Annotated in this window: 24 protein-coding genes; 7 read left to right on the forward strand and 17 right to left on the reverse strand. The window is 69.8% G+C overall.

Annotation, left to right across the window (positions count from 1 at the left end; all coding sequences use genetic code 11):
• On the reverse strand, positions 1–611 hold a 611-nt coding region (locus FZN60_RS28755; protein WP_210253421.1), incomplete at its 3' end, for a hypothetical protein.
• Between the two features lie 112 nt (positions 612–723).
• Between FZN60_RS28755 and FZN60_RS17425 the strand changes: the two genes are divergently transcribed.
• Complete coding sequence (locus tag FZN60_RS17425) at positions 724–2,673, forward strand: M23 family metallopeptidase (RefSeq protein WP_246726911.1); 1,950 nt, start codon at positions 724–726, stop codon at positions 2,671–2,673.
• A gap of 140 nt (positions 2,674–2,813) precedes the next feature.
• Here the strand turns inward: FZN60_RS17425 and FZN60_RS17430 are convergent, their stop codons facing one another.
• The 3 genes from FZN60_RS17430 to FZN60_RS17440 all read right to left on the reverse strand — a co-directional run bounded on the left by FZN60_RS17430 (position 2,814) and on the right by FZN60_RS17440 (position 5,884).
• The gene (locus FZN60_RS17430; protein ID WP_158874783.1) at positions 2,814–4,217 is read right to left on the reverse strand and encodes a L,D-transpeptidase; all 1,404 of its coding nucleotides are present in this window, start codon (positions 4,215–4,217) and stop codon (positions 2,814–2,816) included.
• Positions 4,218–4,387: 170 nt separating this feature from the next.
• Positions 4,388–4,852, reverse strand: a complete 465-nt coding sequence (locus tag FZN60_RS17435) for a translation initiation factor 2 (RefSeq protein WP_158874784.1) — start codon at positions 4,850–4,852, stop codon at positions 4,388–4,390.
• A gap of 117 nt (positions 4,853–4,969) precedes the next feature.
• Positions 4,970–5,884 carry a cation diffusion facilitator family transporter gene (locus tag FZN60_RS17440; RefSeq protein ID WP_158874785.1) on the reverse strand — a complete coding sequence of 305 codons (915 nt, stop codon included), beginning with the start codon at positions 5,882–5,884 and terminating at the stop codon, positions 4,970–4,972.
• 162 nt (positions 5,885–6,046) lie between these two features.
• Between FZN60_RS17440 and FZN60_RS17445 the strand changes: the two genes are divergently transcribed.
• Both FZN60_RS17445 and FZN60_RS17450 read left to right on the forward strand, forming a co-directional pair.
• Positions 6,047–6,319, forward strand: a complete 273-nt coding sequence (locus FZN60_RS17445; protein ID WP_158874786.1) for a DUF3297 family protein — start codon at positions 6,047–6,049, stop codon at positions 6,317–6,319.
• Positions 6,320–6,401: 82 nt separating this feature from the next.
• The gene (locus FZN60_RS17450; protein ID WP_246726912.1) at positions 6,402–6,806 is read left to right on the forward strand and encodes a PRC-barrel domain-containing protein; all 405 of its coding nucleotides are present in this window, start codon (positions 6,402–6,404) and stop codon (positions 6,804–6,806) included.
• Between the two features lie 234 nt (positions 6,807–7,040).
• On the opposite strand, the gene clpB is transcribed toward FZN60_RS17450, so the two are convergent.
• The 6 genes from clpB to FZN60_RS17480 all read right to left on the reverse strand — a co-directional run bounded on the left by clpB (position 7,041) and on the right by FZN60_RS17480 (position 17,383).
• Complete coding sequence (gene clpB / locus FZN60_RS17455) at positions 7,041–9,662, reverse strand: ATP-dependent chaperone ClpB (RefSeq protein ID WP_158874787.1); 2,622 nt, start codon at positions 9,660–9,662, stop codon at positions 7,041–7,043.
• A gap of 329 nt (positions 9,663–9,991) precedes the next feature.
• Positions 9,992–11,236 carry a DUF4167 domain-containing protein gene (locus FZN60_RS17460; RefSeq protein ID WP_158874788.1) on the reverse strand — a complete coding sequence of 415 codons (1,245 nt, stop codon included), beginning with the start codon at positions 11,234–11,236 and terminating at the stop codon, positions 9,992–9,994.
• 326 nt (positions 11,237–11,562) lie between these two features.
• Positions 11,563–12,474 (reverse strand): peptide chain release factor N(5)-glutamine methyltransferase, encoded by a 912-nt coding sequence (prmC, locus tag FZN60_RS17465; protein ID WP_158874789.1) that lies wholly within the window; start codon positions 12,472–12,474, stop codon positions 11,563–11,565.
• Positions 12,467–13,546, reverse strand: a complete 1,080-nt coding sequence (gene prfA / locus FZN60_RS17470; protein ID WP_158874790.1) for a peptide chain release factor 1 — start codon at positions 13,544–13,546, stop codon at positions 12,467–12,469. Before prfA ends, prmC begins: the two co-directional genes overlap by 8 nt.
• Positions 13,547–13,627: 81 nt before the next feature.
• On the reverse strand, positions 13,628–15,835 hold the full coding sequence (gene ptsP / locus FZN60_RS17475) for a phosphoenolpyruvate--protein phosphotransferase (RefSeq protein ID WP_422570196.1): 2,208 nt from the start codon (positions 15,833–15,835) through the stop codon (positions 13,628–13,630).
• 294 nt (positions 15,836–16,129) lie between these two features.
• Positions 16,130–17,383 carry an aspartate kinase gene (locus tag FZN60_RS17480; protein WP_158874792.1) on the reverse strand — a complete coding sequence of 418 codons (1,254 nt, stop codon included), beginning with the start codon at positions 17,381–17,383 and terminating at the stop codon, positions 16,130–16,132.
• Positions 17,384–17,661: 278 nt separating this feature from the next.
• Between FZN60_RS17480 and ubiG the strand changes: the two genes are divergently transcribed.
• Both ubiG and FZN60_RS17490 read left to right on the forward strand, forming a co-directional pair.
• Positions 17,662–18,408, forward strand: a complete 747-nt coding sequence (gene ubiG / locus FZN60_RS17485; protein WP_158874793.1) for a bifunctional 2-polyprenyl-6-hydroxyphenol methylase/3-demethylubiquinol 3-O-methyltransferase UbiG — start codon at positions 17,662–17,664, stop codon at positions 18,406–18,408.
• A 207-nt stretch (positions 18,409–18,615) separates the two neighbouring features.
• A complete protein-coding gene (locus FZN60_RS17490; protein WP_158874794.1) occupies positions 18,616–18,969 on the forward strand; it encodes a hypothetical protein in 354 nt (117 codons plus the stop codon).
• 9 nt (positions 18,970–18,978) lie between these two features.
• Here FZN60_RS17490 and FZN60_RS17495 read toward each other — a convergent pair whose 3' ends face one another.
• From FZN60_RS17495 to FZN60_RS17515, 5 genes are read right to left on the reverse strand one after another with little or no spacing between them, the layout of a single operon-like run.
• Positions 18,979–19,287 carry a DUF1289 domain-containing protein gene (locus FZN60_RS17495; RefSeq protein ID WP_158874795.1) on the reverse strand — a complete coding sequence of 103 codons (309 nt, stop codon included), beginning with the start codon at positions 19,285–19,287 and terminating at the stop codon, positions 18,979–18,981.
• 9 nt (positions 19,288–19,296) lie between these two features.
• Positions 19,297–19,815: a DUF1178 family protein gene (locus tag FZN60_RS17500; RefSeq protein ID WP_158874796.1), complete on the reverse strand. Its 519-nt coding sequence runs from the start codon at positions 19,813–19,815 to the stop codon at positions 19,297–19,299.
• Positions 19,812–20,714: a carbon-nitrogen hydrolase family protein gene (locus FZN60_RS17505; RefSeq protein WP_158874797.1), complete on the reverse strand. Its 903-nt coding sequence runs from the start codon at positions 20,712–20,714 to the stop codon at positions 19,812–19,814. Before FZN60_RS17505 ends, FZN60_RS17500 begins: the two co-directional genes overlap by 4 nt.
• Positions 20,715–20,741: 27 nt before the next feature.
• Entirely contained in the window at positions 20,742–20,996 is a 255-nt protein-coding gene (grxC, locus tag FZN60_RS17510; protein WP_158874798.1) for a glutaredoxin 3, read from the reverse strand.
• Between the two features lie 38 nt (positions 20,997–21,034).
• Complete coding sequence (locus FZN60_RS17515) at positions 21,035–21,796, reverse strand: ComF family protein (protein WP_422570195.1); 762 nt, start codon at positions 21,794–21,796, stop codon at positions 21,035–21,037.
• Positions 21,797–21,918: 122 nt separating this feature from the next.
• On the opposite strand from FZN60_RS17515, the gene FZN60_RS17520 reads away from it, so the two are divergent.
• Together FZN60_RS17520 and FZN60_RS17525 are read left to right on the forward strand one after the other, a co-directional pair.
• The gene (locus FZN60_RS17520; RefSeq protein ID WP_158874799.1) at positions 21,919–22,827 is read left to right on the forward strand and encodes a methyltransferase domain-containing protein; all 909 of its coding nucleotides are present in this window, start codon (positions 21,919–21,921) and stop codon (positions 22,825–22,827) included.
• Between the two features lie 209 nt (positions 22,828–23,036).
• Positions 23,037–23,519, forward strand: coding sequence for a MarR family winged helix-turn-helix transcriptional regulator (locus FZN60_RS17525; protein WP_158874800.1), 483 nt, complete (start codon positions 23,037–23,039; stop codon positions 23,517–23,519).
• A 19-nt stretch (positions 23,520–23,538) separates the two neighbouring features.
• On the opposite strand, the gene FZN60_RS17530 is transcribed toward FZN60_RS17525, so the two are convergent.
• Entirely contained in the window at positions 23,539–24,513 is a 975-nt protein-coding gene (locus FZN60_RS17530; protein ID WP_158874801.1) for a YeiH family protein, read from the reverse strand.
• A gap of 251 nt (positions 24,514–24,764) precedes the next feature.
• Entirely contained in the window at positions 24,765–25,319 is a 555-nt protein-coding gene (locus tag FZN60_RS17535; RefSeq protein WP_158874802.1) for a cytochrome b, read from the reverse strand.
• Positions 25,320–25,332 lie beyond the last annotated feature (13 nt).

The following is a 25,332-nucleotide window of genomic DNA, read 5'->3' on the forward strand; positions in this document are numbered from 1 at the left end:
ATAGCGTCGGTTGAACTCCCCGGGCATCCCAACCGGCAAAGGTACCGGCCAGAAACCCCGGACAAACAGCCAACCGCCGCCCGCGCTTCTCTTTCTTCTCGATCTTCAGTTCTCAAAAAACACGCCGCCAGCAGGCTGCGCCGGAGAGGAGGCAACAGATCGCCTGCACCCCTATGGGAGTGTTGCTTTAAGCGAGCAACTCTCGAAAACTCAAACTGGAGCGGCGCAAACTCGAACCGGACCGAACCGCTTGGCTCGAACCAGTTCTCTCGGCTTCCCTTCCGGGCCGCCTCGGCGCCGCCGCCGTCGTTGGTGAGGCGGATATAGGCGATGGCCTGGGCGAGTGTCAACACGGGTTTCGCAAAAACTTCAAAAAAGGCCGCCGAAGCGCTCCAGCGCCCCGTGGCGGCCAGCTTGAGGTGGTTTCGTGCGAATCGAAGATGCGGGCTGGGATCACCCCTTTCCGCGTGTCTCCTTCTAGGCACCATCATCCCAAGCGCCGAGCCGGCGGGGCGGTCTCTCTGGAGCAGGCCGTCGTCAGCAGCCGCGTCGGTCGCGCGGAGACCGGCCAGCTTGGCGCGGCGTGAAGAGTTTATTAAGCAGGTGCTCATGCGTAGATCCGGTCGCGGCTCGCATGGCGCGCCGGGGCCTCGTCTCAGTCGCGATTTCGACACGTTGTTTGCCGAGACCGGCAGGGATGAGCATGGAATCCGGATGCCGCCGATGATCGCCGAACCGCCGGTAACGGGGAACGAGCCGCCGCTCGTCGCGGACGGCCGACGCCGGCCCGACCGGCGCCAGGTTTCTGCCCGCTGGCTTCTCGGCACGCTTCTCACCGGCCTGACATCCACCGCCATGATGGGCGTCGCGCTGTCCGCCGCCTACGACTGGCGCGACCGGATCTCCAGCCCCGCCTCTCCGTTCGTGACTCCGGCGGCCGAGCGGGAGCTTCCGGCCAAGGGCGGGCGCGTCTTCGCGACCGCCGTGCCGATGCCCCGCTCGCGCCAGCGCCTCGAGATTCCGACCCTGACCCGCGACGGCGAGCAGGAGGTCGTGCGTGCCCTCCCCTTCGCCTACGTCAACATGTCGCTCGCGGCCCGGCACCAGACCACGAAGGACTATCCCGCCTTCGACGCGATGCGTGTCTTCTCCGATGACGACGAAACCGACATCGCCGAAGGCGACGCGGAGCCGAACGGCGGCGACGCCGACGAGCCGGCGCAGTTCTACGGCGCCAAGGTCGACGCCAACGTGACGCTGACCGTCGAGCCCTTCGACTTCTCCCGCAGCTTCGCCGATGTCGGCGCGGTCGACGCGGAAGAAGCCGAGCGTCTCGTGCGCCAGACATCGACCATGCTGAGCGACCAGCCGGTTCTCGTCGCGGCGCTCCAGACCATCGATCCCCTGCGCTTCGATTCCATGGCGGACGCGGCGAGCTACGAGCCGGGCTCGGCCTTCCGGGTGGTCGAGGAGAACGTGTCGCTCGCCGTGCCGGACAACTCCGGCAGCCAAGCGAGCCGCTACGCCGAGGAGATCGTGCCGGTCCGCGAACGGCGCGCGATCCTGGCGCTTCTCGCCGAAAGCGGTCACGAGGACGAGACGAGCGCAGAAGCGGGTGCGCTGCTCGGCGAATTGCTCGGCGACCGGGGCGAGCTCGAGCCGGGCGACGTTTTGCGCATCGGCACGGAAAACCGCGAAGGCGCCCCGCGCCTCGTGCGGTTGTCGGCCTATCGCAGCGGCCGCCACATGCGGACCGTCGCGGCGGGCGACACCGGCGGCTTCCTGCCGGCCGAGGCGCCGGTGGTGAGCGCGGGCGTCGCCGAGGCCTTCGACGAGAACGCCACCGAAGCGCCGATGCGCGCCGACATGCCCACCGTCTACGACGGCATCTACCAGGCGGCCTTGTCCTACGGGATGGACAACCGGCTCTGCGGCCAGCTCATCCGGATGCTGGCTTCCGAGGTCGACTACCAGGCGCGGCTCGACCCGTCGGACCGCCTCGTCGTGTTCTTCTCGCTGGAGGAAGGCAAGGACGAGGCGACGGCCAAGTCCGAGATCCTCTATGTCGAGGCGCATTTCGGCGGCACGACCAAGACGCTCTACCGCTTCCGCACCGACGACGATGCCAGCGTCGACTATTACGACGCGGACGGACGCAGCGCGAAGCAGTTCCTCCTGCGCAATCCCGTTCCCAACGGTCGCTTCACCTCGCCGTTCGGCTCCCGCCGCCACCCGATCCTCGGCTACAACCGCCCGCATTGGGGCGTCGACTGGGCGGCCCCGCGCGGCACGCCGATCCTCGCCTCGGGCGCGGGCACGGTAGAAAAGGCCGGCTGGACCAGCGGCTACGGCCGTCAGACCGTGATCCGGCACGCCAACGGCTACGAGACCTCCTATTCGCACCAGAACGGCATCGCCAAGGGCGTCTCGGCCGGGGCGCGGGTGCGTCAGGGCCAGGTGATCGGCTATGTCGGCTCGACCGGCCTCTCGACCGGCAACCACCTCCATTACGAGGTGTCGGTGAACGGCAAGAAGGTCGATCCGATGAAGATCCGCCTGCCCTCCGGCCGCATGCTGGAAGGCGATCAGCTGGACAAGTTCCGCAAGGAGCGGGACCGCATCGACCAGCTGCTGCGCGAGCAGGTCGAGACGCCGATCGCCTCGGCGCATTGAGGCCGCGGCGGCAGTCGTGCCGCACGGCTCCGTCGCGTTTGGAGGGGGTGAGGCGTCTTCGACGCCGGCGTAAGCTCGCCTTTCGAAAGGGCGGAGTGCGCGGGGCCCGTCCGAAGCGGGACGCTTCCGGGTCCCCTCCCCTACTCCACGAACTCCACCGTCACGCCCGGCTTCACCATCTTGGCGAGCTCGAAGGCGTCCCAGTTGGTCAGGCGCACGCAGCCGTGGCTGTTGGTCTTGCCGATCTGGGAGGGCTCGGGCGTGCCGTGGATGCCGTAGGTCGGTTTCGACAGCGCGATCCAGATCGTGCCGACGGGGCCGTTCGGGCCCGGCGGGATGGTCAGGATGCTGCGGTTCTCGCCCTGCTGGAAGTTGATCTTCGGATTGTAGGTGTAGTTCGGGTCGAAGGCGATGCGCGCGACCTCCACCGTGCCGCTCGGAGAGGGCGTGTCGGACGAACCGATCGTCGAGGGATAGGCGGCGATCAGCGTGCCGTCGGCGCCGTAGGCGCGCACCTGCTCGCGTCCCTTGTCGGCGATGATCCGCGTCACCTCGCCCGTCACGTTCTCGCCGACGTTCATCACCTTGATGCGCGTGCCCTGGCGGGTGAAGTCGGCACCCGGATTGATCTCCAGGAGGTACTTCTCATCCATGTGGAAGCGCTCGGCGAGTCGTTCCGAGACGCGCTCGTAGCTCATGGCCGGGAGCTTGGCCTTCTCGCCGTAATCGGAGGGGATCGCCGCGACGTAGGGGCCGGTCACGTCCTCCGCGGTGATCTCGTAGGTGGTGATCGCCGGGCCGCCGGTGGCGTCGAGCTCTTCGGCGAGCTGCTGCGAGTTCGTCGGGTCGAGCGTGCGGCCGTACTTCTCGGCATAGGCGGCGACCGCCTTGTTGACGTTGCCGCCCATGCGCCCGTCGATGACGCCGGGCGAGATGCCGGCGCGGTCAAGGATCACCTGGAAGGCGGCGATCTGCACCTTGGCGTTCGGTCCCTTGGGGGTCGGCACGCTCGGCGCGGGATCCGTTTCCCGCACGGTCTGCCCCTCGACGATGGCGGGCTGCCCATCCAGCCCCGGCTCCGCGGCACCGAGGGTTCCGTCAGGCAGACCGGCGAAGCCGGACTCGATATCGGGCAGCGGCTGCGATTCCACCGGGCCGTCGTAATAGGGGTCGGCCGATTCCGGGCCGGCGCCGATGCCGCCATAGGGGTCGGTGCCGTAGGGCTCCAGCCCCGGCAGCACCTCGCCGACGCGGCCTTCGAGCCGGGCGCCGGGCGGCGGCGTGCGGCGGACGATGATGCGGCCGTTCTCGTCGCGCGCGCGCATGTCGCGCTGGACTCCGCGGGCGCGCGGCTCCTCCACCGAGACCACGCGGCCGTAGACGTCGAGCGTGACCCTGCGGCCGTACTCGTCGATGAAGACGTCGCCGACCGGCGCGTCGCGCGCCGCGTCGTCGTAATACGGGTCGAAGCCTTGGGCCAGGGCGACCTCGGAGCCGCCGGCGAGAGCCGACACGGCGAGGAAGGACAAGGCGAACCGCTTCATGCGAGGGACTCCGAACGTGTCGACGGTCGATCTGACGTCAGGGCAGACGGAAACCAATCCGTCCCGGGATAGAGAGTTGCGACTGAACCGGACATGAAGATGACCGTGGCCGCGCAATCCACAAGCGCCGCGCGGGAGCGTGGCTGAAGCCATCAGCCCCGCGCCAGCTTTCAGCTCACCGGGGCGGGTGGTCCGATCGGCCCTCGGGAGGGGGCCGGCGGCAGAGCGTTGGGCGCGGCGCTCCCGCCGGGCCGGGCGCTGGGGTCGGGGTCGAGACGGATCGACACCGGATTCGGTCGGTGATCGTAGACGGCGCCGGTGTAGAGATCGACGCCGACCCCGACGACGCCGGGCCCCGCCGCGTTCGTCGCCGTCGATCGCATGCCCTCCAGCGTCGCCACCGACTTCACCTCCACGGTCTTCGACAGGTAGCCCGGCGCCGCGGCCGTGACCGTGAAGCCTTCGCGCCGGGGCACGTCGAGGATGCAGGAGCCCTCGCAGCGGTCGCCCCGCGAGGTGGTGACGGTCGCCAGCGCGGGGTGGACGACCACGGCGACGAAGTCGGAGCGGCCGCGCTCGATCGTCCCGCAGCCGGCAAGGCCGGCCGGCAGGGCGAGAGCCGCGGCGAGAAGCACGCATCCCGCTCGGGTCGATCGATCCAAGCGAGGCGGAAGGCGGGAGGAGCGAACCGTCATGGCCTGCCTCGTGGCGGCGCAACCCGGCGGAAGCAAGGCCGGCGGGTCACGTGAACCTCAATCGACCCATTTCGCATCGCCCGTGAAGGCGACCGTGAGCCACCGATCCCTGGGCGATCCGCCGATCGCCGCGCCGATCTCTTCCCGCACGGCGTCCTGCGCGGCGATGGAGCCGAGCGGCGAATCCGGCGCGACGAGGAAGTGGAACTCGACGAAGCGCGCGCGGCCGACCTTCGCGACGAAGGTGTGCGGCTCCGCGATGCCGTGGCGGGCGGCGATCTCGCGCCCGATCGCGCGCGCCGCCTCGTCGAGCGGCACGGGCGCCACGAGGAGGATCTCCTTCACCGCGCCGATCACCGTGCGCAGCGGCACCGGAATGATCACGAGCGTCAGGAGCGCCAGCACCGCCGGGTCGACGTAGGGCGTCAGATCAGCGTAGCGCCCGCCCTCCAGAAACGCCGCGATCACGAAGGCGGCGAGCAGCGCCCCGGTGATCAGGCCCGACATCGCCCAGCCCTTCACGTCGAGCGCCAGGAAGTCCGAGCCGATGGCGCGGTTCGCCCGGCGCCCCCACAGGAACATGGCGAGGCAGATCAGGACCGTCACCACGGCGTAGCCGATGGCCCAGTCGAAGACGAGCTCGCGCCCGCCCGAGAACAGCGTGCCGACGGCGTTGACGAAGGCGTAGAAGGACAGGAGCGTCAGCAGCCCGCCATTGGCCGCGAGTACCATCGGCTCGAGGTGCCAGTAGCCGAGCTGGAAGCGCCGGCTCGGCTCGCGCGCCACCAGCCGGGCGACAAAGAGCGCGAGCAGCGTCATCGAGGCGTCGATGACGGAAAAGACGCCGTCGAAGGCGATCGACAGGGAGCCGGACAGGATGCCGAAGACGACGCCGAAGGCTCCGACGAGGACGGTCGCCGCGATCGAGCGCTTCAGCGCCCGCTGCTCGGCCTCGGCCGACGTTGCCTGCATGGTTCTCCCTCCGGTTGCCTGCCGGCGCAGATAGGTCGCGCGGCGACCGGGAAGAAGGCGGCGGGCGATTGGCTCGGCCGCGCCGATCGCCTATGTCGGTCAGCCATTCCGGCGGCTGCCCCGAGGCAGCGGCCCCTGACCGCGATACGAGGTGCCAATCCCATGAGCTCGACCGTTCTGCCCGACCGCCTGAGCAACGATCCCGATAGCCCCTTCTTCGACGAGGCGCTGATGGAGCGCGGCATCGGCATCCGCTTCAACGGCGCGGAAAAAACCAACGTCGAGGAATATTGCGTGTCGGAAGGCTGGATCCGCGTCCAGGCCGGCAAGGCGCGCGACCGGCGCGGCAAACCGCTGACGATGAAGCTGAAGGGAACCGTCGAGCCCTATGTCCGCGATGCGGACGCCGAGCCTGCGGGCGCGAGCGAGAGCTGAGACCCGGGCATGGGAACGGGGGACGAACGGGACCGTTAGCCGCAGACACCTTTCAACGGGAACAGAAGGCGAGCGATCCCCCATGTCCTCCACCACCGGACTCCACGAGATGGCGAGCGCCGCCGGCAGCGGCGGCGGCGAGATCCAGCCGGGCGCCGACGCCATCGAGGCCAGCCTCGTCACCGGCACGAGCGTCTACAACACCGAGGGGGACCACCTCGGCACGATCCACGACATCGTCATCGGCAAGCGGGACGGGCGCGTGAAATACGCGATCATGTCGTTCGGCGGCTTCCTCGGCATCGGCGAGGAGTACCATCCCCTGCCCTGGCACGTCCTGAAATACGACGAGCGCCAGGGCGGCTACGTCGTCGGCGTGACCATCGACCAGCTGAAGGACGCCCCTCGCTATGGCGCGGGCGAATCCCGCTGGGCCGACCCCGATTACGGCCGCCGCATCGACGACTACTACGGCGCGCCGGCCTGACCGAAACGCCGCTTCGGCATCGTCCACGGGACAGCGCCGGCGAAGGAGCCGGTCGCGACGAGCACGTCCTCGGAGACCAGTTACTCAGGCACCAGCTATGTCTTGATGCGGCGCGGCGATCGTCTCGCCCGCCGCTTCGCTGAGGCGAACCGGGTTCGCCAGTCGGACTGGGACCGAACGAAAAAGGGCGGCCGAGAAGCCGCCCTTGTCTTTTTGTTTCGATCGTCCCGGCGCTTACGCCGCCACGCGCTCTCCCGTGCCGCCCAGCTTCGAGCCGACGACGTGGAAGATCAGGTGGTCGCCGCCGCCGGAGATCTTCACCAGATCCTCGTCCTTGACGGAGCCGAGAAGGATGCGCTCGGCGAGCGGATCCTGGACCTCGCGCTGGATCACGCGCTTCAGCGGGCGCGCGCCGTAGGCGGGGTCGTAGCCCTTGTCGGCCAGCCAGTCGCGCGCCGTTCCATCGAGCTCGATGGTGATCTTGCGCTCGGCGAGCAGCTTCTCCAGCCGCGCCATCTGGATGTCGACGATCGCGCCCATCTCCGAGCGATGCAGGCGGTGGAACAGGATCGTCTCGTCGACGCGGTTCAGGAACTCCGGCCGGAAGGCGCTGCGCACCACCGCCATCACCTGCTCGCGCGCCGCCTCGACCTCCTCGTCGTCGCGCAGCGCCGTCAGGTACTCCGCGCCGAGGTTCGAGGTCATGATGATCAGCGTGTTGCGGAAGTCGACGGTGCGTCCCTGCCCGTCCGTCAGCCGCCCGTCGTCGAGCACCTGCAGGAGAACGTTGAAGACGTCCGGATGGGCCTTCTCGATCTCGTCGAAGAGGACGACCTGATAGGGCCGGCGCCGCACGGCTTCCGTCAGCGCCCCGCCCTCCTCGTAGCCGACATAGCCCGGAGGCGCTCCGATGAGGCGCGCGACCGAATGCTTCTCCATGAACTCCGACATGTCGATGCGCACCATCGCCGTCTCGTCGTCGAACAGGAACGAGGCGAGCGCCTTGGTGAGCTCGGTCTTGCCGACGCCCGTGGGGCCGAGGAAGATGAACGAGCCGATCGGCCGGTTCGGGTCCTGCAGACCGGCACGCGCCCGGCGGACCGCGCGGCTGACGGCCTGCACCGCCTCGCCCTGGCCGACGACGCGCTTGCCGATCTCGTCCTCCATGCGAAGCAGCTTGTCGCGCTCGCCCTCCAGCATCCGGTCGACGGGAATGCCGGTCCAGCGCGAGACGACCTGGGCGACGTGGTCGGCCGTCACGGTCTCCTCGACCATCGAGCTGGCGGCGCCGCCATCCTTCGCCTCGGCCTCCTTCAGCTCGCGCTCGAGCTGCGGGATCTGCCCGTAGGCCAGCTCGCCGGCGCGCTGGAACTCGCCCTTGCGCTGGGCGATGGCGAGGTCGTTGCGCGCTTCGTCGAGCCGGCGCTTGAGGTCGGCGGCGAGCCCGAGCTTCTGCTTCTCCGCCTGCCAGGCGGCCGTCAGCCGGTCGGACTCTTCCTCGAGGTTGGCGAGCTCGCCTTCGAGCCGCTCCAGGCGCGTACGGGCGCCCTCGTCGTTCTCGCGCTTCAGCGCCTCGCGCTCGATCTTGAGCTGGAGTACGCGCCGGTCGATCTCGTCGAGCAGCTCGGGCTTGGAATCGACGGCCATGCGCAGGCGCGCCGCGCCCTCGTCCACGAGGTCGATCGCCTTGTCGGGCAGGAAGCGGTCGGTGATGTAGCGGTTCGACAGCGTCGCGGCCGCCACGAGGGCGGAGTCGGAGATCCGCACCTGATGGTGCTGCTCGTACTTCTCCTTCAGGCCGCGCAGGATCGAGATCGTGTCCTCGACCGTCGGCTCCTCGACGAAGACGGGCTGGAAGCGCCGGGCGAGCGCCGGGTCCTTCTCGACGTGCTTGCGGTACTCGTCGAGCGTCGTTGCGCCGACGCAGTGCAGCTCGCCGCGGGCGAGCGCGGGCTTCAAGAGGTTCGAGGCGTCCATCGCCCCGTCCGCCTTGCCGGCGCCGACGAGGGTGTGCATCTCGTCGATGAACAGGATGATGCCGCCGGCGGCCCCCGTCACCTCGGAGAGCACCGCCTTCAGCCGCTCCTCGAACTCGCCGCGATACTTCGCGCCGGCGATCAGCGCGCCCATGTCGAGCGCCATCAGCTGCTTGTCGCGCAAGCTCTCCGGCACGTCGCCGTTGATGATGCGCAGCGCCAGGCCTTCCGCGATCGCGGTCTTGCCGACGCCGGGCTCGCCGATCAGGACGGGATTGTTCTTGGTGCGGCGCGACAGGACCTGGATCGTGCGTCGGATCTCGTCGTCGCGGCCGATCACGGGGTCGAGCTTGCCCTCGCGCGCGTCCTTGGTGAGGTCGCGGGCATATTTCTTCAGCGCGTCATAGGCCTGTTCGGCGCTCGCCGAGTCGGCCGTGCGCCCCTTGCGGATCTCGTTGATCGCGGCGTTCAGGCCGTTCGCCGTCACGCCGGCGCGCGCCAGGATGTCCGCGGTCTTGGCGCCCTTCTCGATGGCGAGCGCGAGCAGCAGCCGCTCCACGGTGACGAAGCTGTCGCCGGCCTTCTTGGCGAGCTCCTCGGCGGTCGCCATGACCTTGGCGAGCGGCTGGGCGAGATAAAGCTGGCCGTTGCCGCCGGACACCTTCGGCATGGCCTCCAGCGCGGCGTCGACCGCGAGGCGCACGTCGGCGGCGCGCCCGCCCGCCTTCTCGATGAGGCCGGCCGCCATCCCCTCGGGATCGTCGACCAGCACCTTCAACAGATGCTCGGGCGTGAACTGCTGGTGATCGCGCGTGACCGCCTGGGTCTGCGCGGCCTGCAGAAAGCCGCGGACGCGTTCTGTGTATTTTTCCGGATTCATGTGGGCTCCCTTCTCCGCCCGGCGACCCGCTTCTCGGCATCGCGCGGCGGCTGGCGTGGAACCGGCTCCCGATCGTTCGGCAAGCCGTCGCGCTGAGATATGGGAGCCGCGCCCCGACGTGAAAAGAGGCGAGGCGGCGCGTCGAGCGGCCCCGCGCTGCAACCCGAACCTGCCGCCGCGGCGCTTGCCAAAGCCCGGAAAGATGGGCGCTTCGCCGCCCCTGCGGCCGGGCGGACCCGCGAAGCGATCCCTCGCATGCATGCGTCCGCACGCAAAAAGGCCCGGCGCTCGGCGCCGGGCCTTTGATCGTTCACGTCCCGTGGGAACGGTCAGCCGTTGGAGGCCAGGAGGAAGTCGGGAAGACCGCCCTCTCCGTCGCCGCCGTCGCCTTCCGTCGCCTTCTTGCGCGGACGGCCCGGACGGCGCTTGGCCGGCGCGGCCTCGGCTTCCGGCGCGGCAGCGGCGGGCGCTTCGTTCGCGGGAGCCTCGGCCGGAGCGGCCTTGGGGGCGCGGGTGCGGCGGGCCCGAGGCGCCGGCGCATCCTCCGTGACGGGAGTCTCGGCGGCCGGGGCGGGCGCGCGAGCCGGGGCCGGAGCGGCGACCGGTGCTTCCGGAGCGGGTGCCGGCGCGGCAGCGGCGGGACGCTCGGCGCGCTCCTCGCGGACCGGCTGCTCATGGCGCGGCGCGTCGGTGCGGGCCTCGACGGGAGCCGGCTGCGGCGCGCCCTCGGCACTCGCCCCCGTCACGCCGTCGGCACGATCGCCGCGGTTGTCGCCCCGATTGTTGAAGCGCTCGCGGCGGTTCTCGCGGAAGCGCTCGCGGCGGCTTTCGCGGCTTTCGCGGTTGCCGCCCTCGCGGTTGTCGCGATTGTCCCGGTTGCGGAAGTCGCGGGCCTCGCCGCGGTTTTCCTCGCCTTCGGCTTCGCCGCCGAGATCACGCGGCAGATAAGGCTGCGGACCGACGCCGCTCGGCTGGGCCTGCTGGCGGTCGTTGAAGCGCTCGCGGCGATCGAAGTTGCCGCCCTCGCGCCCCTCGCCGCCGAAGTTGCGACGCTCGCCGCGGTCCTGCCGATCCTGCCGATCCTGGCGGTCGCCGCGATCCTGTCGGTCCTGCCGATCGTTCCGGTCGAACCGGTCGAACCGCTGCTCGCGGTTCTGCGGCTGGGGCTGGCCGCCGTAACCGTTGTTGTTGCCGTTGCCGTTGTTGTTGCCGTTCGGCTCGCCGCGGTCCTGACGCTGCTCGGGCACCGGGCGATAGAAGCCCATCTCCTGCAGGTCGTCGCCCTCGTCCTCGTCGCCGGCCCAGTCGTCGCGCTGCTGCGGCTGAAGCTGGGCCTGCGCCGCCATGATGATGCGATTGTAGTGCTCGGCGTGCTGCAAGTAGTTCTCGGCCATCACGCGGTCGCCGGAGACTGCGGCGTCGCGCGCCAGCATCCCGTACTTCTCGGCGACGTGCTGAGCCGTGCCTCTGATCTTGACGTCCGGGCCGTTCGACTCGTAGCTCCGCGAGAGCGGGTTCGGGCCCTTGCGCCCGCGGCCGCGCATGCGGTTCTTCTGCTGCTGTCCTGGCCTCATGCTCTTCCTGTCTTCTGGATAGTCCGGCTCATGCCGGTGGGCCCCTCGAAGCGGATGCGAACTCTTCGCTCCGCACGATCCGGCTTCGTCGACTCGACGACACCGGACGATCGATTTCAGTTTGGCTGCGCCCTGCGACCCCGAGGATCACTGAAGGAACGAAACGTCCCCGCGGCTGTCACGAGCATCCCGGCCATGACGCCTACCGAGCGTCGGCCTCTGGGGATGTTCCCCCTCGATCATTCCGCATCGTTTGTTTGAACCCTAGTCACTTCTATGTGTGGCGACAAGTCCAAATTTCCCGTGAATCGGCCGGTTTCAACCGCTTACGCGCGGTTTGGAGCAAGCCTCAAGCCATCGTGACGCCGAAAGGCCAGCGCCCGGAGCACGCCGCCGAGATCGCGGCGCTCCGCGATTCGTTCGAAGCCGGCATCGCTCATGATCGCGTCGAGGTCCCGCTCCTGTCCGATGCCGATCTCGGCGGCCACGAAGCCGTCGGGCTTCACCACCCGCGCGGCGCCCGCGGCGATGGCGCGGTAGGCGTCGAGGCCGTCGGTGCCGCCATCGAGCGCCAGGCGGGGATCGTGGTCGCGCACTTCGCGCGACAAGCGCTCCACCTCTTGGGATCGGATATAAGGTGGGTTCGTGACGATTGCATCAAGCCCGGGTGCCATTCCCTCGCAATAATCGAGGCAGGCAGGCAGGAAACGCGCCTCGACGCCGGCAGTGCGGGCGTTCTGGCGCGCCGTCTCCAGCGCGCCGGGCGACAGGTCGGTCGCCAGGCACACGGCCTCCGGCAGTCGCGCGAGAAGCGACACGGCGATCGCGCCGGTGCCGGTGCCGATGTCGGCGAAGCGGAGGGGGCGAGGTCGATCGCGCAGCAGCGCCTCGGCGAGATCGACCAGCGCTTCCGTGTCCGGCCGCGGCTCCAGCGTGTCGGGCGAAAGGGCGAAGTCGTGCTCGCCGAAGGCGCGGCGCCCGAGGATGCGCCCGACCGGCATGCCGCCGAGGCGCTTCTCCAGCATGGCGTCGAGCCGATGCGCCGCCGCGGCGTTCAGCGGCTCGCTTCCGCTCAGGATCAGCCCCGCCCCGTCGAGCCCGACGGCCGCCAGGAACAGGAGCCGCGCGTCGAGATCGGCCTCGCCGTGCCCCGCTTCGGCGAGGCGGCGGCGGGTGCGGGCGAGCGCTTCGCGAAGCGGCAGGCCGGCGAGCGGCCCGGCGGCTCCGGTCTCAATCATCGAGGCCCACCGCCGCGAGGCGCTCGGCCTGGTCGCTGGCGACGAGGGCGTCGACCAGCTCGTCCATCTCGCCCTCGATCACCCGGTCGAGCTTGTACAGGGTGAGGTTGATGCGATGGTCGGTGACGCGCCCTTGCGGGAAGTTGTAGGTGCGGATGCGCTCGGAGCGGTCGCCGGAGCCGACCTGCGCGCGGCGCGTCTGCGAGCGCTCGGCGTCGGCCCGGCTGCGCTCCATGTCGAAGAGCCGGGCGCGCAGCACCTGCATGGCGCGGGCGCGGTTCTGGTGCTGCGACTTTTCCGACGAGGTCACGACGATGCCGGTCGGCAGGTGGGTGATCCGCACCGCCGAGTCGGTCGTGTTGACGTGCTGGCCGCCGGCGCCCGAGGAGCGCATCGTGTCGATGCGGATGTCCTCGGGACGGATCTCGACGTCGATGTCCTCGGCCTCCGGCAGGACGGCGACCGTCGCGGCCGAAGTGTGGATGCGCCCGCCCGACTCCGTTTCGGGCACGCGCTGCACCCGGTGGACGCCGGACTCGAACTTCAGCCGCGAGAAGACCCCCTTCCCCTTCACCGAGGCGACCACCTCGCGATAGCCGCCGACCTCGCCCTCCGTTGCCGACAGGAGCTCGACCTTCCAGCGATGCGCCTCGGCATAGCGCTGGTACATGCGGAACAGATCGCCGGCGAAGAGGCCCGCTTCCGAGCCGCCCGTGCCGGCGCGCACCTCGATGATCGCGCCCTTCTCGTCGGCCGCGTCCTTGGGCAGGAGCAGGATGCCGATCTCGCGGGTGAGGTCCTCAATCGCCGGCCCGAGCTCGGCGACCTCCTCCGAGGCGAGGTCGCGCATCTCGCGCTCGGCACCCGGATCCTCGGCGATGGCCCGCGCCTCCTCGCGATCCTTCTCGGCCGTCCTCAGACGCCGGATGGCCGCGACCACCTCTTCCAGCCCCGAATACTCGGCGGCGAGCTTGGAATAGGTCTCGTGGTCCGGACCCGCGGCCATCTGCGCTTCGATGCGGTCGTAGCGCGACAGGATCTCGTCGAGGGTCTTGGTCGGCAGGCTCGCCATGGCTGAACAATCGAGAAGGAAACGAAAAAACGGGCGCGGGCGTTCGAGCCCGCGCGGCAGCGAAGCAGAGGTGCGGCCCCGCTAATGCGGGATGCCGTTCGCCTCGGCGAAGTCGACGAGCCGCTGGCGCAGCGAAAGCGGGCGCTCGGGATCGGCCATCCAGGCCTCCATCCGCCGCGACAGGTCGGTCGCGTCGAGTTCCAGCAGCATGGCCTTCACCGGGCCGATCGCCGGAGGCGCCATGGATATGGATCGGAAGCCGAGCCCGATCAACGCCATGGCCGCGAGCGGGCGGCCCGCCATCTCGCCGCAGAGCGTCACGCCGACGCCGTTGCGCGCGCCGGCATCGGCAATGCTCTTGAGCGCCAGAAGGAAGGGCGGCGACAGGTCGTCGAAGCGCGAGGCGACGCGCGAGTTGCCGCGATCGACGGCGTTGAAGAACTGGAACAGGTCGTTGGAGCCGACCGAGACGAAGTCGACGAGCCGCATCAGCTCGTCGAGCTGGTATAGGAGCGCCGGCACCTCGATCATCGCGCCGATCTTCACGCTCGTCGGCATGGCGTGGCCGAACTTGGTGAGGTGGGCGATCTCGCGCGACAGGAGATCGCGCGCCTGACGCATCTCGCCCATGTCCGTCACCATCGGGAACATCACGCGCAGCTCCCGCCCCGCCGCGGCCTTGAGGAGCGCGCGCAGCTGCGTGCGCATCAGGCCCGGCCGGTCGAGCGCGAGGCGCAGCGCCCGGTAGCCGAGCGCCGGGTTCTCCTCGGAGAAGCCGCCGAGATAGGGCACGACCTTGTCGCCGCCGACGTCGAGCGTGCGGAAGGTGACGGGCGCCTCGCTCGCCGCGTCGAGAACCGCCGCGTAGAGCCGCTCCTGGTCGCGCATGCGCGGCATGGTGGAGGCGACCAGGAACTGCAGCTCGGTGCGGAACAGGCCGATCCCCTGCGCGCCCGCTTCGGCGAGCTGCGGCAGGTCGACGAGGAGACCGGCATTCATCATGAGGTGGATGGGCGTGCCGTCCTTGGTCACGCTCGGCCGGTCGCGCAGCTCGCGGTAGCGCTCCTGCCGCTTGGCGCGGAAGCGCACCTTGTCGCCGTAGAGCGATTCGAGCTCGGCCGGCGGGCGCAGATGCACCGTTCCGTCGTCGCCGTCGACGATGATCGCGTCGCGGTTCTCCGCCATGGAGACCGCGCCCTTGACCTGCGCGACCACCGGCAGCCCGAGGGCGCGCGCGACGATCACGACGTGGCTCGTCGCCGCCCCTTCCTCCAGGACGAGGCCGCGCAGCTGCTCGCGGCGGTAATCGAGAAGCTCGGCGGCGCCCATCGACCGGGCGACGACGATTGCGTCCCCGACCCCGTCGAGCACGTCCTCGCCCCCGCCCATCAGCTGGCGCAGCAAGCGGTTGGCGAGGTCGTCGAAATCGTGCAGGCGCTCGCGGATATAGGGGTCGGTCAGGTGCATCATGCGCGCGCGCATGTCGGACTGCACCTTCTCGACCGCGGCTTCGGCGGTCAGGCCGTTGCGCACCGCTTCTTCCAGCCGCCGCACCCAGCCGCGGTCGTGGGCGAACATGCGATAGGCCTCGAGAACGGCGCGGTGCTCGCCGTCCACCGCGATGTCGCGGCGCTGGAGCATGTCCTCGATCGACTCGCGCAAGGTCTCCAGCGCCCGGCCGAGCCGCTCGACCTCGCTGGCCGCATCCTCGTTGAAGAGGTTGGTGACGACGACGCGCGGCTCGTGGAGAACGACGTGGCCGAGCCCGATGCCTTCCGAGAGCCCCGCGCCGGTGAAGGAGTGCGGCCGCTTGAGGTCGAGCGAGACGCCGGGGCGCGACAGACCTTCGAGCCCGCCGGCCGCGATCATCTCGGCGACCACCATCGCGACCGTTTCGAGAGCTTCCGCTTCTTCGTCGCGATAGGTGCGCTTGGCCCGGTTCTGGACGACGAGGACGCCGAGGGTGCGGCCGGCGCGCAGCACGGGCACGCCGAGGAAGGAATTGTAGATCTCCTCGCCCGTCTCGGGCAGGAAGGCGAAGGCGGGATGCTTCTGGGCCTCCTGCAGGTTCAGGAGGCGCGCGGTGACGGCGATGGTGCCGACGAGACCTTCGCCGAGCCGCAGCTGCGCCAGGTGGACGGAGCCGGGGTTCAGGCCTTCGGTCGCGTAGAGTTCGAGAACGCCGTCGGCGCGCAGGACGTAGAGCGAGCAGACCTCGGCCACCATGTTGGCGGCGATCACGCGCATGATCTCGTCGAGGCGCGCCTGCGCCGCCAGGGGCTCGGCCATGAGCTCCCGGATTCGCCGCATCAGGACGCGCGGGCCTGAAGAGTCGCTTCTGACCAAGGTCGTGTTCCGTCCCGTTCGCGCAAGGGTTGCGCGGCCCGAACCGGCCGACGCACCCCGCGTCCGAGCCAAGCACTAGAGGCTGTAAGGGGACCAGAGCAAGCAATGCTTGTCTAGGCCGCTGACCGCCCGTAGATCATTCTCGTCCGGGAAGCATCTAGGCAGCGGGAGCGATCCTCCCATCCCAGCCACCTCGCGAAAATCGCTCCGCGGGGCCTCCCCTCCCCGGGTCCCCGTTTAGGCCTTGTCGAGGCCGTAGACGGAGTGGAGCGTGCGCACGGCGAGCTCGGTGAACTCCCCGTCGATCAGGATCGAGATCTTGATCTCGGAGGTCGTGATCGCTCGGATGTTGATGCCGCGGTTCGCCAGCGCCTTGAAGGCGGTGGCGGCGACGCCGGTATGCGAGCGCATGCCGATGCCGATGACCGAGATCTTGGCGAGGCCTTCCTCGCTCTGGATCGCGTCGTAGCGCATCTCGTCCTTGGCGGCCTCGATGACGCCGACCGCCTTCTTCACGTCGCCGGCCGGCACGGTGAAGGTCATGTCGGTCGAGGCGCCCGATTCGGACACGTTCTGGACAATCATGTCGACGTTGACGCCGGCATCCGCCAGCGGCCCGAAGATGGCAGCCGCCACGCCCGGGCGGTCGGCCACGCGCCGCAGCGAAATCTGCGCCTCGTCGCGCGCATAGGCAATGCCGGTTACGACCTGCTGTTCCACGATCTCGTCCTCGTCGCAAATCAGGGTGCCGGGGGGATTGTCGAAGTCGCCCATGCCCGGCGCGTCGGGGTCTTCGAAGGAGGAGCGCACGAAGGTCCGCACCTTGTGGACCATGGCGAGTTCGACGGAGCGGACCTGCAGCACCTTGGCGCCGAGCGAGGCCATCTCCAGCATTTCCTCGAAGGAAACGCGGCTCATGCGCCGGGCCTTGGGCTCGATGCGCGGGTCGGTCGTGTAGACGCCGTCGACGTCCGTATAGATGTCGCAGCGGTCCGCCTTCAGCGCCGCGGCGACCGCCACGGCCGAGGTGTCGGAGCCCCCGCGCCCGAGGGTCGCGACGCGGTTGTCCGGCGCCAGGCCCTGGAAGCCCGCGACGACCGCCACCTGGCCTTCGGCGAAGCGGCGCACGATCTCGGCGCCGTCGATCTCCTGGATGCGCGCGGCGCCATGCTGGCCGTCGGTGCGGATCGGGATCTGCCAGCCCTGCCAGGAGCGCGCGTTGATGCCCATCGACTGGAGGACGATGGCCAGCAGCCCGGCGGTCACCAATTCGCCGCTCGCCACGATCGCGTCGTATTCGCGCGCGTCGTGGATCGGGCTCGCCTCGCGGCACCAGGCGACCAGCTCGTTGGTCTTGCCGGACATGGCGGACACGACGACGGCGACCTGATGGCCGGCGTCGACCTCGCGTTTGACGTGCCGGGCCACGCGTCGGATGCGGTCGATGTCGGCGACCGAAGTGCCGCCGAATTTCAGGACGAGACGGGCCATGGAACACGAATTCGAGGAGCGATGAACCAGCCCGCGCGGCACGAAGACCTGCGGCGGGCAACGATGCCGCCCGGCGCCGGCCGCGGAACGGCCCCCGCATCCGTGCGGCGGGGCGGGAGTAGCGGGTTTGCGGCACGAGGGCAAGCGCGGCCGACCTTGCGCGACGCGCAAGCCCTGCGTAAGCCCCGCCACCGGGCGAAGCGACGCGCCGGCTTGACTTCGGTTCCCGCCACCAAACATCGCGGAACAGCATCAACGAGAAAGCGAGGCCTGCCAACATGGGCGAAGCGAACCGCACGACGATCGACGCGGCCGAGATCGAGCGCTTCTCGCGGTTGGCGGCCGAGTGGTGGAATCCGACAGGCAAGTTCCGCCCGCTGCACAAGTTCAATCCCGTGCGCCTCGCCTATATCCGCGAGCAGGTGCTTCTCCACTTCGGCCGCGATGGTCGCTCGGCCAAGCCCTTCGAGGGCTTGAGCATCCTCGACATCGGCTGCGGCGGCGGCCTCGTCGCCGAGCCGATGGCGCGCCTCGGCGCCGAGGTCGTCGGGGCCGACGCTTCCGAGACCAACATCGAGGTGGCCAAGCTCCACGCCGCGCAGAGCGGCGTGGCGGTCGACTACCGGGCGACCACCGCCGAGGCGATCCTGGCGGGCGGGGAGCGCTTCGACGTCGTCACCGCGCTCGAGATCGTCGAGCACGTGTCGGACGTCGACTATTTTCTCACGACCTGCGCAGACCTCGTGAAGCCCGGCGGCCTCCTCTTCGTGGCCACCATCAACCGGACCTTCAAGGCGCTCGGCCTTGCCATCGTCGGCGCGGAATACGTTCTCGGCTGGCTGCCGAAGGGCACCCACCAATACGAGAAGCTGGTGCGGCCCGAGGAGATCGAGGCGCCGCTGGCCGCCGCCGGCCTGTCGGCGCTGGAGCGGATCGGCGTCACCTACAATCCCCTGTCCGCGCAGTGGCGCCTCAGTCCCGACACGGACGTCAACTACATGGTCCTGGCGCGCCGGCCTTCGTAAGCACCACTACCTAAACCCTTGATGCTGCAAGGGCGAGGCAAGCTTGTTATGCGACCCTCGAAACGCGCATCCTCGTGGGGCCTTCTCCAATCAGCGCGGCGGACGGCACAGCCCTCCGCCCGTCGAACGCGGCTGCCGGCATGCCGGCAGAACAAGCGTCCGCGTCGCGACAATCGAACCGGTCTCGGACTTCAAGCGGGGAAACACATGGCTCCGGCACGCACCATCACGAACGGGTTGAACGAGGCGGCCTGCCCGATCGACCTCGCCCTTTTCGCGCTTCTCCTGCGATCGGACGATCGCACGAAGATCGCCCTGATCCGCGAGATCGAGCCGGTCCTGCGGGCCCGCCTCGCCTTGTTCTGCTACAATCGCGGACACCTGCGCCAGCTCGCCTTCCAGGTCGCGAGCCTGTGCGAAATGCGCGACCTGCGCATCGTCGGCGGCACCATGGGCGACGTCATCGCCGAGCAGTCCCGCGAGGCCGCGCCCTTCGCTTCCGAGGAAGGCCCGACCACCCGCCGAAAGGGCGTCACGCTCGCCCGCACCGCCATGGGCTGACGGGACACCTCAACGACCGAAGAGTTCCGGGCTCGGCAGCTTGTCCAGCGGGCACGGGACCGCCTTTCGATCGCACTTCTTGCGATACAGCCGCGCCCAGCCGCGATAGCGCCGCATGGCCAAGAGCCGCAGCGTCAGCTCGGCGAAGAACGGCCGGCGCTCCGCCTTGCCCACGAGCTTCTTGAAGCGCTTCTTTTCCCGCTTCGTCATGGCGCAGCCGATGCAGCGGTTCTCCGTGTCACCCGCCATCCGCTCCATGAAACGGCAAACGCCGATGCAGGGCGACGGGGCGTCGCGCCAGCGCTTCTTCTCAGCCATGATGTCCTGTCAGTTCCGGTCTTCCGGCAAAGGCGGCAGCGGCAGGGCCACGATGCCCTCCTCGCCCAGCGCCTCGACCTCGTCGCGGCTCGCCTCGCCGTAGATGCCGCGCGCCGGCGCCTCGCCGAAATGGATGCGGCGGGCTTCCTCGGCAAAGCGCGTGCCGACGTAGTCGGCCTTGGCGCGAACCTCGCGCGCCAGGTCCTGGAGCTTGGCAAAGGCCTCGGCGAGCTCCGGCGGCGCACCCATGGCCATGGCCACGGCCGCCGGCGCCAATCCGTTCGCAGCCGGGACCATCGCGCCGCCCGTCTCCGCAGACCGCTCGGCGACGAAGGCGGCCGGCGCCGCCTCGCCGCGCCGCGCCGTCACCACCGCGGGCGCCATCAGAGCCTTCTCGACCTCGGTCGCACCGCAGATCGGGCAGGACACGAGCCCGAGCCCGGCCTGCTTCTCCCAGTCGGCGGAGGAGCGGAACCAGGCGTCGAAGCCGTGCGAGCCCGGTCGGCAGCGCAGAGAATAGCTGATCATTCCGCCGCCTCTGCGGCCGGCTCCTCGCCCACGGCGCCGGTGACGGACACGCGCCGGCCCGTGTCGCCGACCGTGAAGGGCCGGGCGTTCTTGAGGTTGGGGATCTTGGCGCGCGCCGCGGCAACCTCGGCGACGTCGATCTCGGCCAGCGCGATGCCCGGCGCGTCGTTGTCGACTTCCGCGACGATGCGCCCCCAGGGATCGATGATCAGCGAGTGGCCGAAGGTTTCGCGCCCGTCCTCGTGCAGGCCGCCCTGCGCGGCGGCGAGGACGTAGGCGCCGTTCTCGATGGCGCGGGCGCGAAGGAGGACGTGCCAGTGCGCCTCGCCCGTCTGGCGGGTAAAGGCGGCGGGCGCGGTCAGGATCTGCGCACCGGCGAGCGCTTCCTCGCGGAAGAGGTGGGGGAAGCGCATATCGTAGCAGACGGCGAAGCCGAGCCGCACGGGGCCGCCCTCGAGATCGAGGTCCGCCAGCGCCGCGCAGCCGCCCGGCCGATAGGTGCGCGATTCGCGCCAGCTCTCGCCGTTGTCGAGGTCGACGTCGAACATGTGGATCTTATCGTAGGAGGCGCGCACCGCGCCGTCCGGCCCGAGAAGAAAGGCGCGGTTGGCGACGCGCCCGTCGGGAAGCGCGATCGCCGTCGAGCCGACATGGACGAAGATGCCGCGCGCCTGCGCAACGGTCCGCGCCGCAGCCAGGACAAGGTCGTCGCTCTCGCCCCTGAGCTTGGCCATCAGGTCAGCGCGGTCGCGCTGCACCATGCCCGTCATTTCCGGGCTCTGGACATAGGTCGCGCCGCGGTCGGCGGCCTCGTTCGCCAGCGCCTCGAAGGCATGGACGTTCTCGGCCGGATCGGTTCCCGAGCGCATCTGCAGGACGGCGGCGGTGAAGCGGGTCATCGGTGGGTCAGCCTTTCGGAACGGGCGTCAGGCGGCGAGGAGCGGGTCGAGCTTGCCGGCCCGATCCAGCGCGAAGAGGTCGTCGCAGCCTCCGACATGCGTGTCGCCGATGAAGATCTGCGGAAAGGTCGCCCGGCCGGAGCGCTCGCGCATCTCGGCGCGCAGCGCGGCCGAGTCGGTCGCGTCCTTCTCGGTGAAGGCCGCGCCCTTCTCGCTGAGCAGCTGCTTGGCCCGGGCGCAATAGCCGCAGAACTGGCGCGTGTAGATGGTGATGTCGGCCATGGAGACGGTTCGTCCGGAACGTTGGAACGATTGTTCGTTCAGGGGATATGGATGGATGCGCCGGTCGGCGCAACCCTCGCGAAAACCAGGACATCGACACTCGCCGCACCCGCCTTCAAAAGCGCCCGCGAGGCGCTGCGCACGGTGGCGCCGGTCGTATAGACGTCGTCGACGAGAAGCACCCGTCGCCCCTCGACGAGGGCCCAGTCGCCCGACTCGACGCGAAACGCGCCGCGCACGTTCTCGCGCCGCTGCGCGGGGCCGAGCCCGACCTGCGCCCGCGTCGGCCTGACGCGCCGCAGCGCCTGCGGCGCGAAGCCGGGCGCAGGGGTCCGCACTAGGCGTCGCGCGAGTTCGGCCGACTGGTTGAAGCGCCGATGCCAGAGCCGGCCGCGATGCAGCGGCACCGGCACGATCACCTCGGCCTCGGCGAGGAGCTCGCCGCCCGCCCGCGCCATCCAGGCGGCGAGAAGCGGCGCAAGGTCCAGCCTGTCGCCGTATTTCAGCCGCGCCGCGAGCTTGGCCGACAGGCCACCGTAAAGCACGGCCGCCCGCAGGCGCGCGAAGGGCGGCGGGTCGGCGATGGCGTCCGCCGACAGGCTGCCGGGGCCGGGATCGTAGCCGAAAGGCAGGCCCAGAACCTCGCAGAACGGCCGCTCAACGAAGGCGAGGCTCGTCCAGCAGCCGGCGCACACGGCCTCGCGCCCCATCAGCGGCCGATCGCAGCCGGCGCAGAGCGGCGGGAACAGGAAGCGGTCGAGGACGCTCGCGACCTCGCCGACACCGCCCCAGAGCCCCACGACACACCTCCCGCTCTCGCATCCGTCGCCTCGCCCGGCCACGCGACGGCCGGGGTTCAACGCTTGACGATACGCCCCTTTCAATCAGCTACAAGGCCTTCCAAACAGGACTCGACCCCGCCATGCCCCTGCCCGACGATTCCGCTTCGACGCCCCGCGTCTTCGACCGGCGCCTTCTCGACGAGCGCCGCCGGCGCGCGCTCGCCCGTCCCGACGCAGGCTCGGCCCGCTTCCTTCTTGCCACGGTCGCGGCCGAGCTCGCCGACCGCTTGTCGCTGGTCCAGCGCAGCTTCGCCGTCGGCGTCGAGCTCGCGGGACACACCGGCGAGACGGCAGCGCTCGTCGCGCCCGCCGGCCAGGTCGAAACGCTGCTTCGGGTCGAGCGCGAGGCCTCGCTCCTCGCAAACGCGCCGCTCGCCCTCGTCGCGGACGAGGAAGCATTGCCGCTGAAGGAGAACAGCGTCGATCTCGTCCTGTCGCCGCTGTCGCTGCACCTCACCAACGACACGCCCGGCGTCTTCGCGCAGATCCGGCGCGCACTGCGCCCGGACGGCCTGCTTCTCGCCGCCCTTCTCGGCTCGGACTCGCTCACCGAGCTGCGCGCCGCGCTGATCGCCGCGGAAACGGAGATCACCGGGGGCGCTTCGCCGCGCGTCGCCCCGCTCGTGGACCTGCGCGACGCGGGCGGCCTTCTCCAGCGCGCGGGCTTCGCCCTGCCCGTCGTCGACAACGACCGGCTGACGGTCCGCTACGCCACGATGTTCGACCTCATGCGCGACCTGCGCGCCATGGGCATGGCCAACATGCTGACCGAGCGCGCGCGGCAGCCGGCGAGCCGCGCCCTGTTCTTCCGTGCCGCCCAGATCTATGCCGAGCGCTACGCCGACCCGGACGGGCGCGTGCGGGCGACCTTCGAGATCGTCTACCTGTCAGGCTGGAAGCCGCATCCCAGCCAGCAGAAGCCGCTGAAGCCCGGCAGCGCCAAAGCCAGCCTCGCCGACGCCTTGAAGGACCGCTCGGGCCGCCTTTGAGCCGGCCCGTTCCGTCGCGCCCGTCCATGATCGATCGAGCCCGTCGGAGCACCGCGGCCAGGAATGCCGATGCTTCGAGCGGTGCGGCACCGTAAACCAAGGCGAGCGTTTTCGCGCCGCCTGCAATTGCATGTCGCCATCTTCCCTAGCGACAACTTGCAGGATGATCTGCTAGTGTCTCTTCCCGTAGGGCACGGTTGAGGTGACGGGTGGACGGCGTCCTTTCGGGAAGCGTTCTGGGCTTCGTGCTGGGCGATGCGGCTCGGCTTTGGTGGCAGTGTTTCGATCGCGCGCTCGACGCGGCGAACGTCGCGTTGACCGGAGGCGAAGTCCGAACGCTCGTTCACATCGCCTATCACCCCAACCTGTCCTTGCGCGAGCTCGCCGCGCATATGGGGGTCAAGCCGATGACCGCGTCGGAATTCGTGACGCGGCTCGAAGCGCGCGGCCTCGTGACCCGCGCGGTCGACCCGGTGGATCGCCGGGCGCGTCGCCTCGAGGCGACGCCGGCCGCGCGGCGCGTCTTCGAGAAGATCCAGCCGATCGCCCTGGGCGTCCACCAGAACGCCGTCGGTCAGCTCGGCGCCGGTGAACGGGAGGAGCTGACGCGCCTCTTGTCGGCCGTGCGCGACAGTCTCGTGCCGGCGGCCAGTGCCGTCCCGCTTCGCGAGACCGCGGCCAAGCTCGCCTGAACCGCGCCGGCGACGTCCTTCACAGAACGAGGACGACGAACAGGCCGAGGCCGGCGATCCAGATCGTTTCCATCAGGATCAAAAAAAGTGCGCGCGGGCCGACCGTCACGATCTGCCCGAGCATGGTCTTCATGCCGAGCGCCGCGATCGCCGCGACCAGCGCCCAGCGCGACACGTCGGACAGGGCGGTCTGGACGGCCGTCGGCACGAGGCCGAGGCTGTTGACGACGACGAGCGCGACGAAGCCGAGAAGGAAGCCCGGCACCGCGACGCGTCCTCCCTCCCGCGCGCCGCGCGACACGAAGAACGAGATCAGGAGAACCACGGGCACGAGCATGGCGACGCGCAGGAGCTTCGTCAGCGTGGCCGCGTCGCCGGTCTCGGTCGAGATCGAGAAGCCCGCGCCCACGGCCTGCGCGACGTCGTGGATGGTCGCGCCGAGGAAGATGCCGATCTGCGCGTGGCTGAGCGATCCCTGGTCGAGGAGGATCGGGTAGAGCACCATGGCGAGCGTCGAGAAGGTCGTCACGACCACGACCGTGAAGATCGTATCGCTTTCCCGCGCGCCCTCCCCCTTCGGCAGGACGGAGGCGATCGCGAGCGCGGCGGACGCGCCGCAGATGCCGACCGCTCCGCCGGTCAGCAGGCCGAACAAGCGGGGAAAGCCGAGGAGGCGGGCGAGAAGCATGCCCGCGCCGATCGTCGTCGCGACGCCGACGACGGCGAGGAGGAGAGGCGCCGGCCCGAGCGACAGGGCGTCGGCGACGGTGATCCGAACGCCGAGAAGCGCGACGCCCAAGCGCAGCACCGTGCGGGACGTGAAATCGATGCCCGGCTTGCAAGGGCCTTCCGTCGACAGGAAGTTGAAGGCGATGCCGAGCAGCAGCGCGAAGAGCATCACGGGGCCGCCGTAGTGCTCCGACAGAAACGTCGCGGCGAGCGCCACGACGATGCTGACGAGGAGTCCGGGAAAGAGCAGCGCGGCGCGGTTCATGCAATCCCGGTGGACGCCGGCCGACAGGCTGTCAATCAGGGCACTTGATCATCGCGTCCCGTTCGCATGGGAAAGCCCAGACGGGCCTGTCGGGCCGCCAGGCGGCGGCGGAAGGTTTCCCGGGCGAAGCAAGGCGAGGCGCATGTCTGAGGTGGTGGCGCCGACGACCACATCAATTATTTAGCCGACTTACCTTTTCACCTGATCCGTCCCCATGGTTTGTAGCTGGAGCGTCGAGCCCTCGGGGTGGATCATTGGGCCCGGCGCTTCAAGGACGTCATGTTGCGAAGCGCGTTCGTTTTGAAGACGAGGTGCTGGACGAGCGCTCCGACCACGTGAAGGCCGAGAAGCACGAGAAGCGGCGTCCAGAGGGCCGTGTGGAGGTCCGCATAGCTCTCCAGGCCTGTGATCCAGGCGAGGAGCCCGAGCGCGGGCATGGCGAGCAGCACGGCGTAGAGGAGGCCGTGCGTCGCGCGGGCGAGCCAGACGGCCGCCGCCGGCTCGGCGGGATCGTATGCCGGGCGGCCCACGAGAACCCGGTCGACGAGACGGACGGCCATGGCGGCGAGGATCGCCGAGCCGCAAACGATGTGCGCCCAGCCGAGCACGGCGTCGGTGCCGGAGATCGCGTGCCCTTCGAAGGTCGCGTCGAACAAGGCCTCCATCGACCCCTTGTCGACGAACTGCACCGCCACGAGCGCCACCACCAGCCAGTGGAGAACGACGTGGAGGCGCGTCCAGCCGTCCGGCCGATAACCGGCGGAAGGCGCGGAGGGGGCGGGTATGCGGGACAGGTCGGCTGGCATGGCGGCGGCCTTA

The organism is Antarcticirhabdus aurantiaca (genome assembly GCF_009765365.1).
GTDB lineage: Bacteria > Pseudomonadota > Alphaproteobacteria > Rhizobiales > Rhizobiaceae > Antarcticirhabdus > Antarcticirhabdus aurantiaca.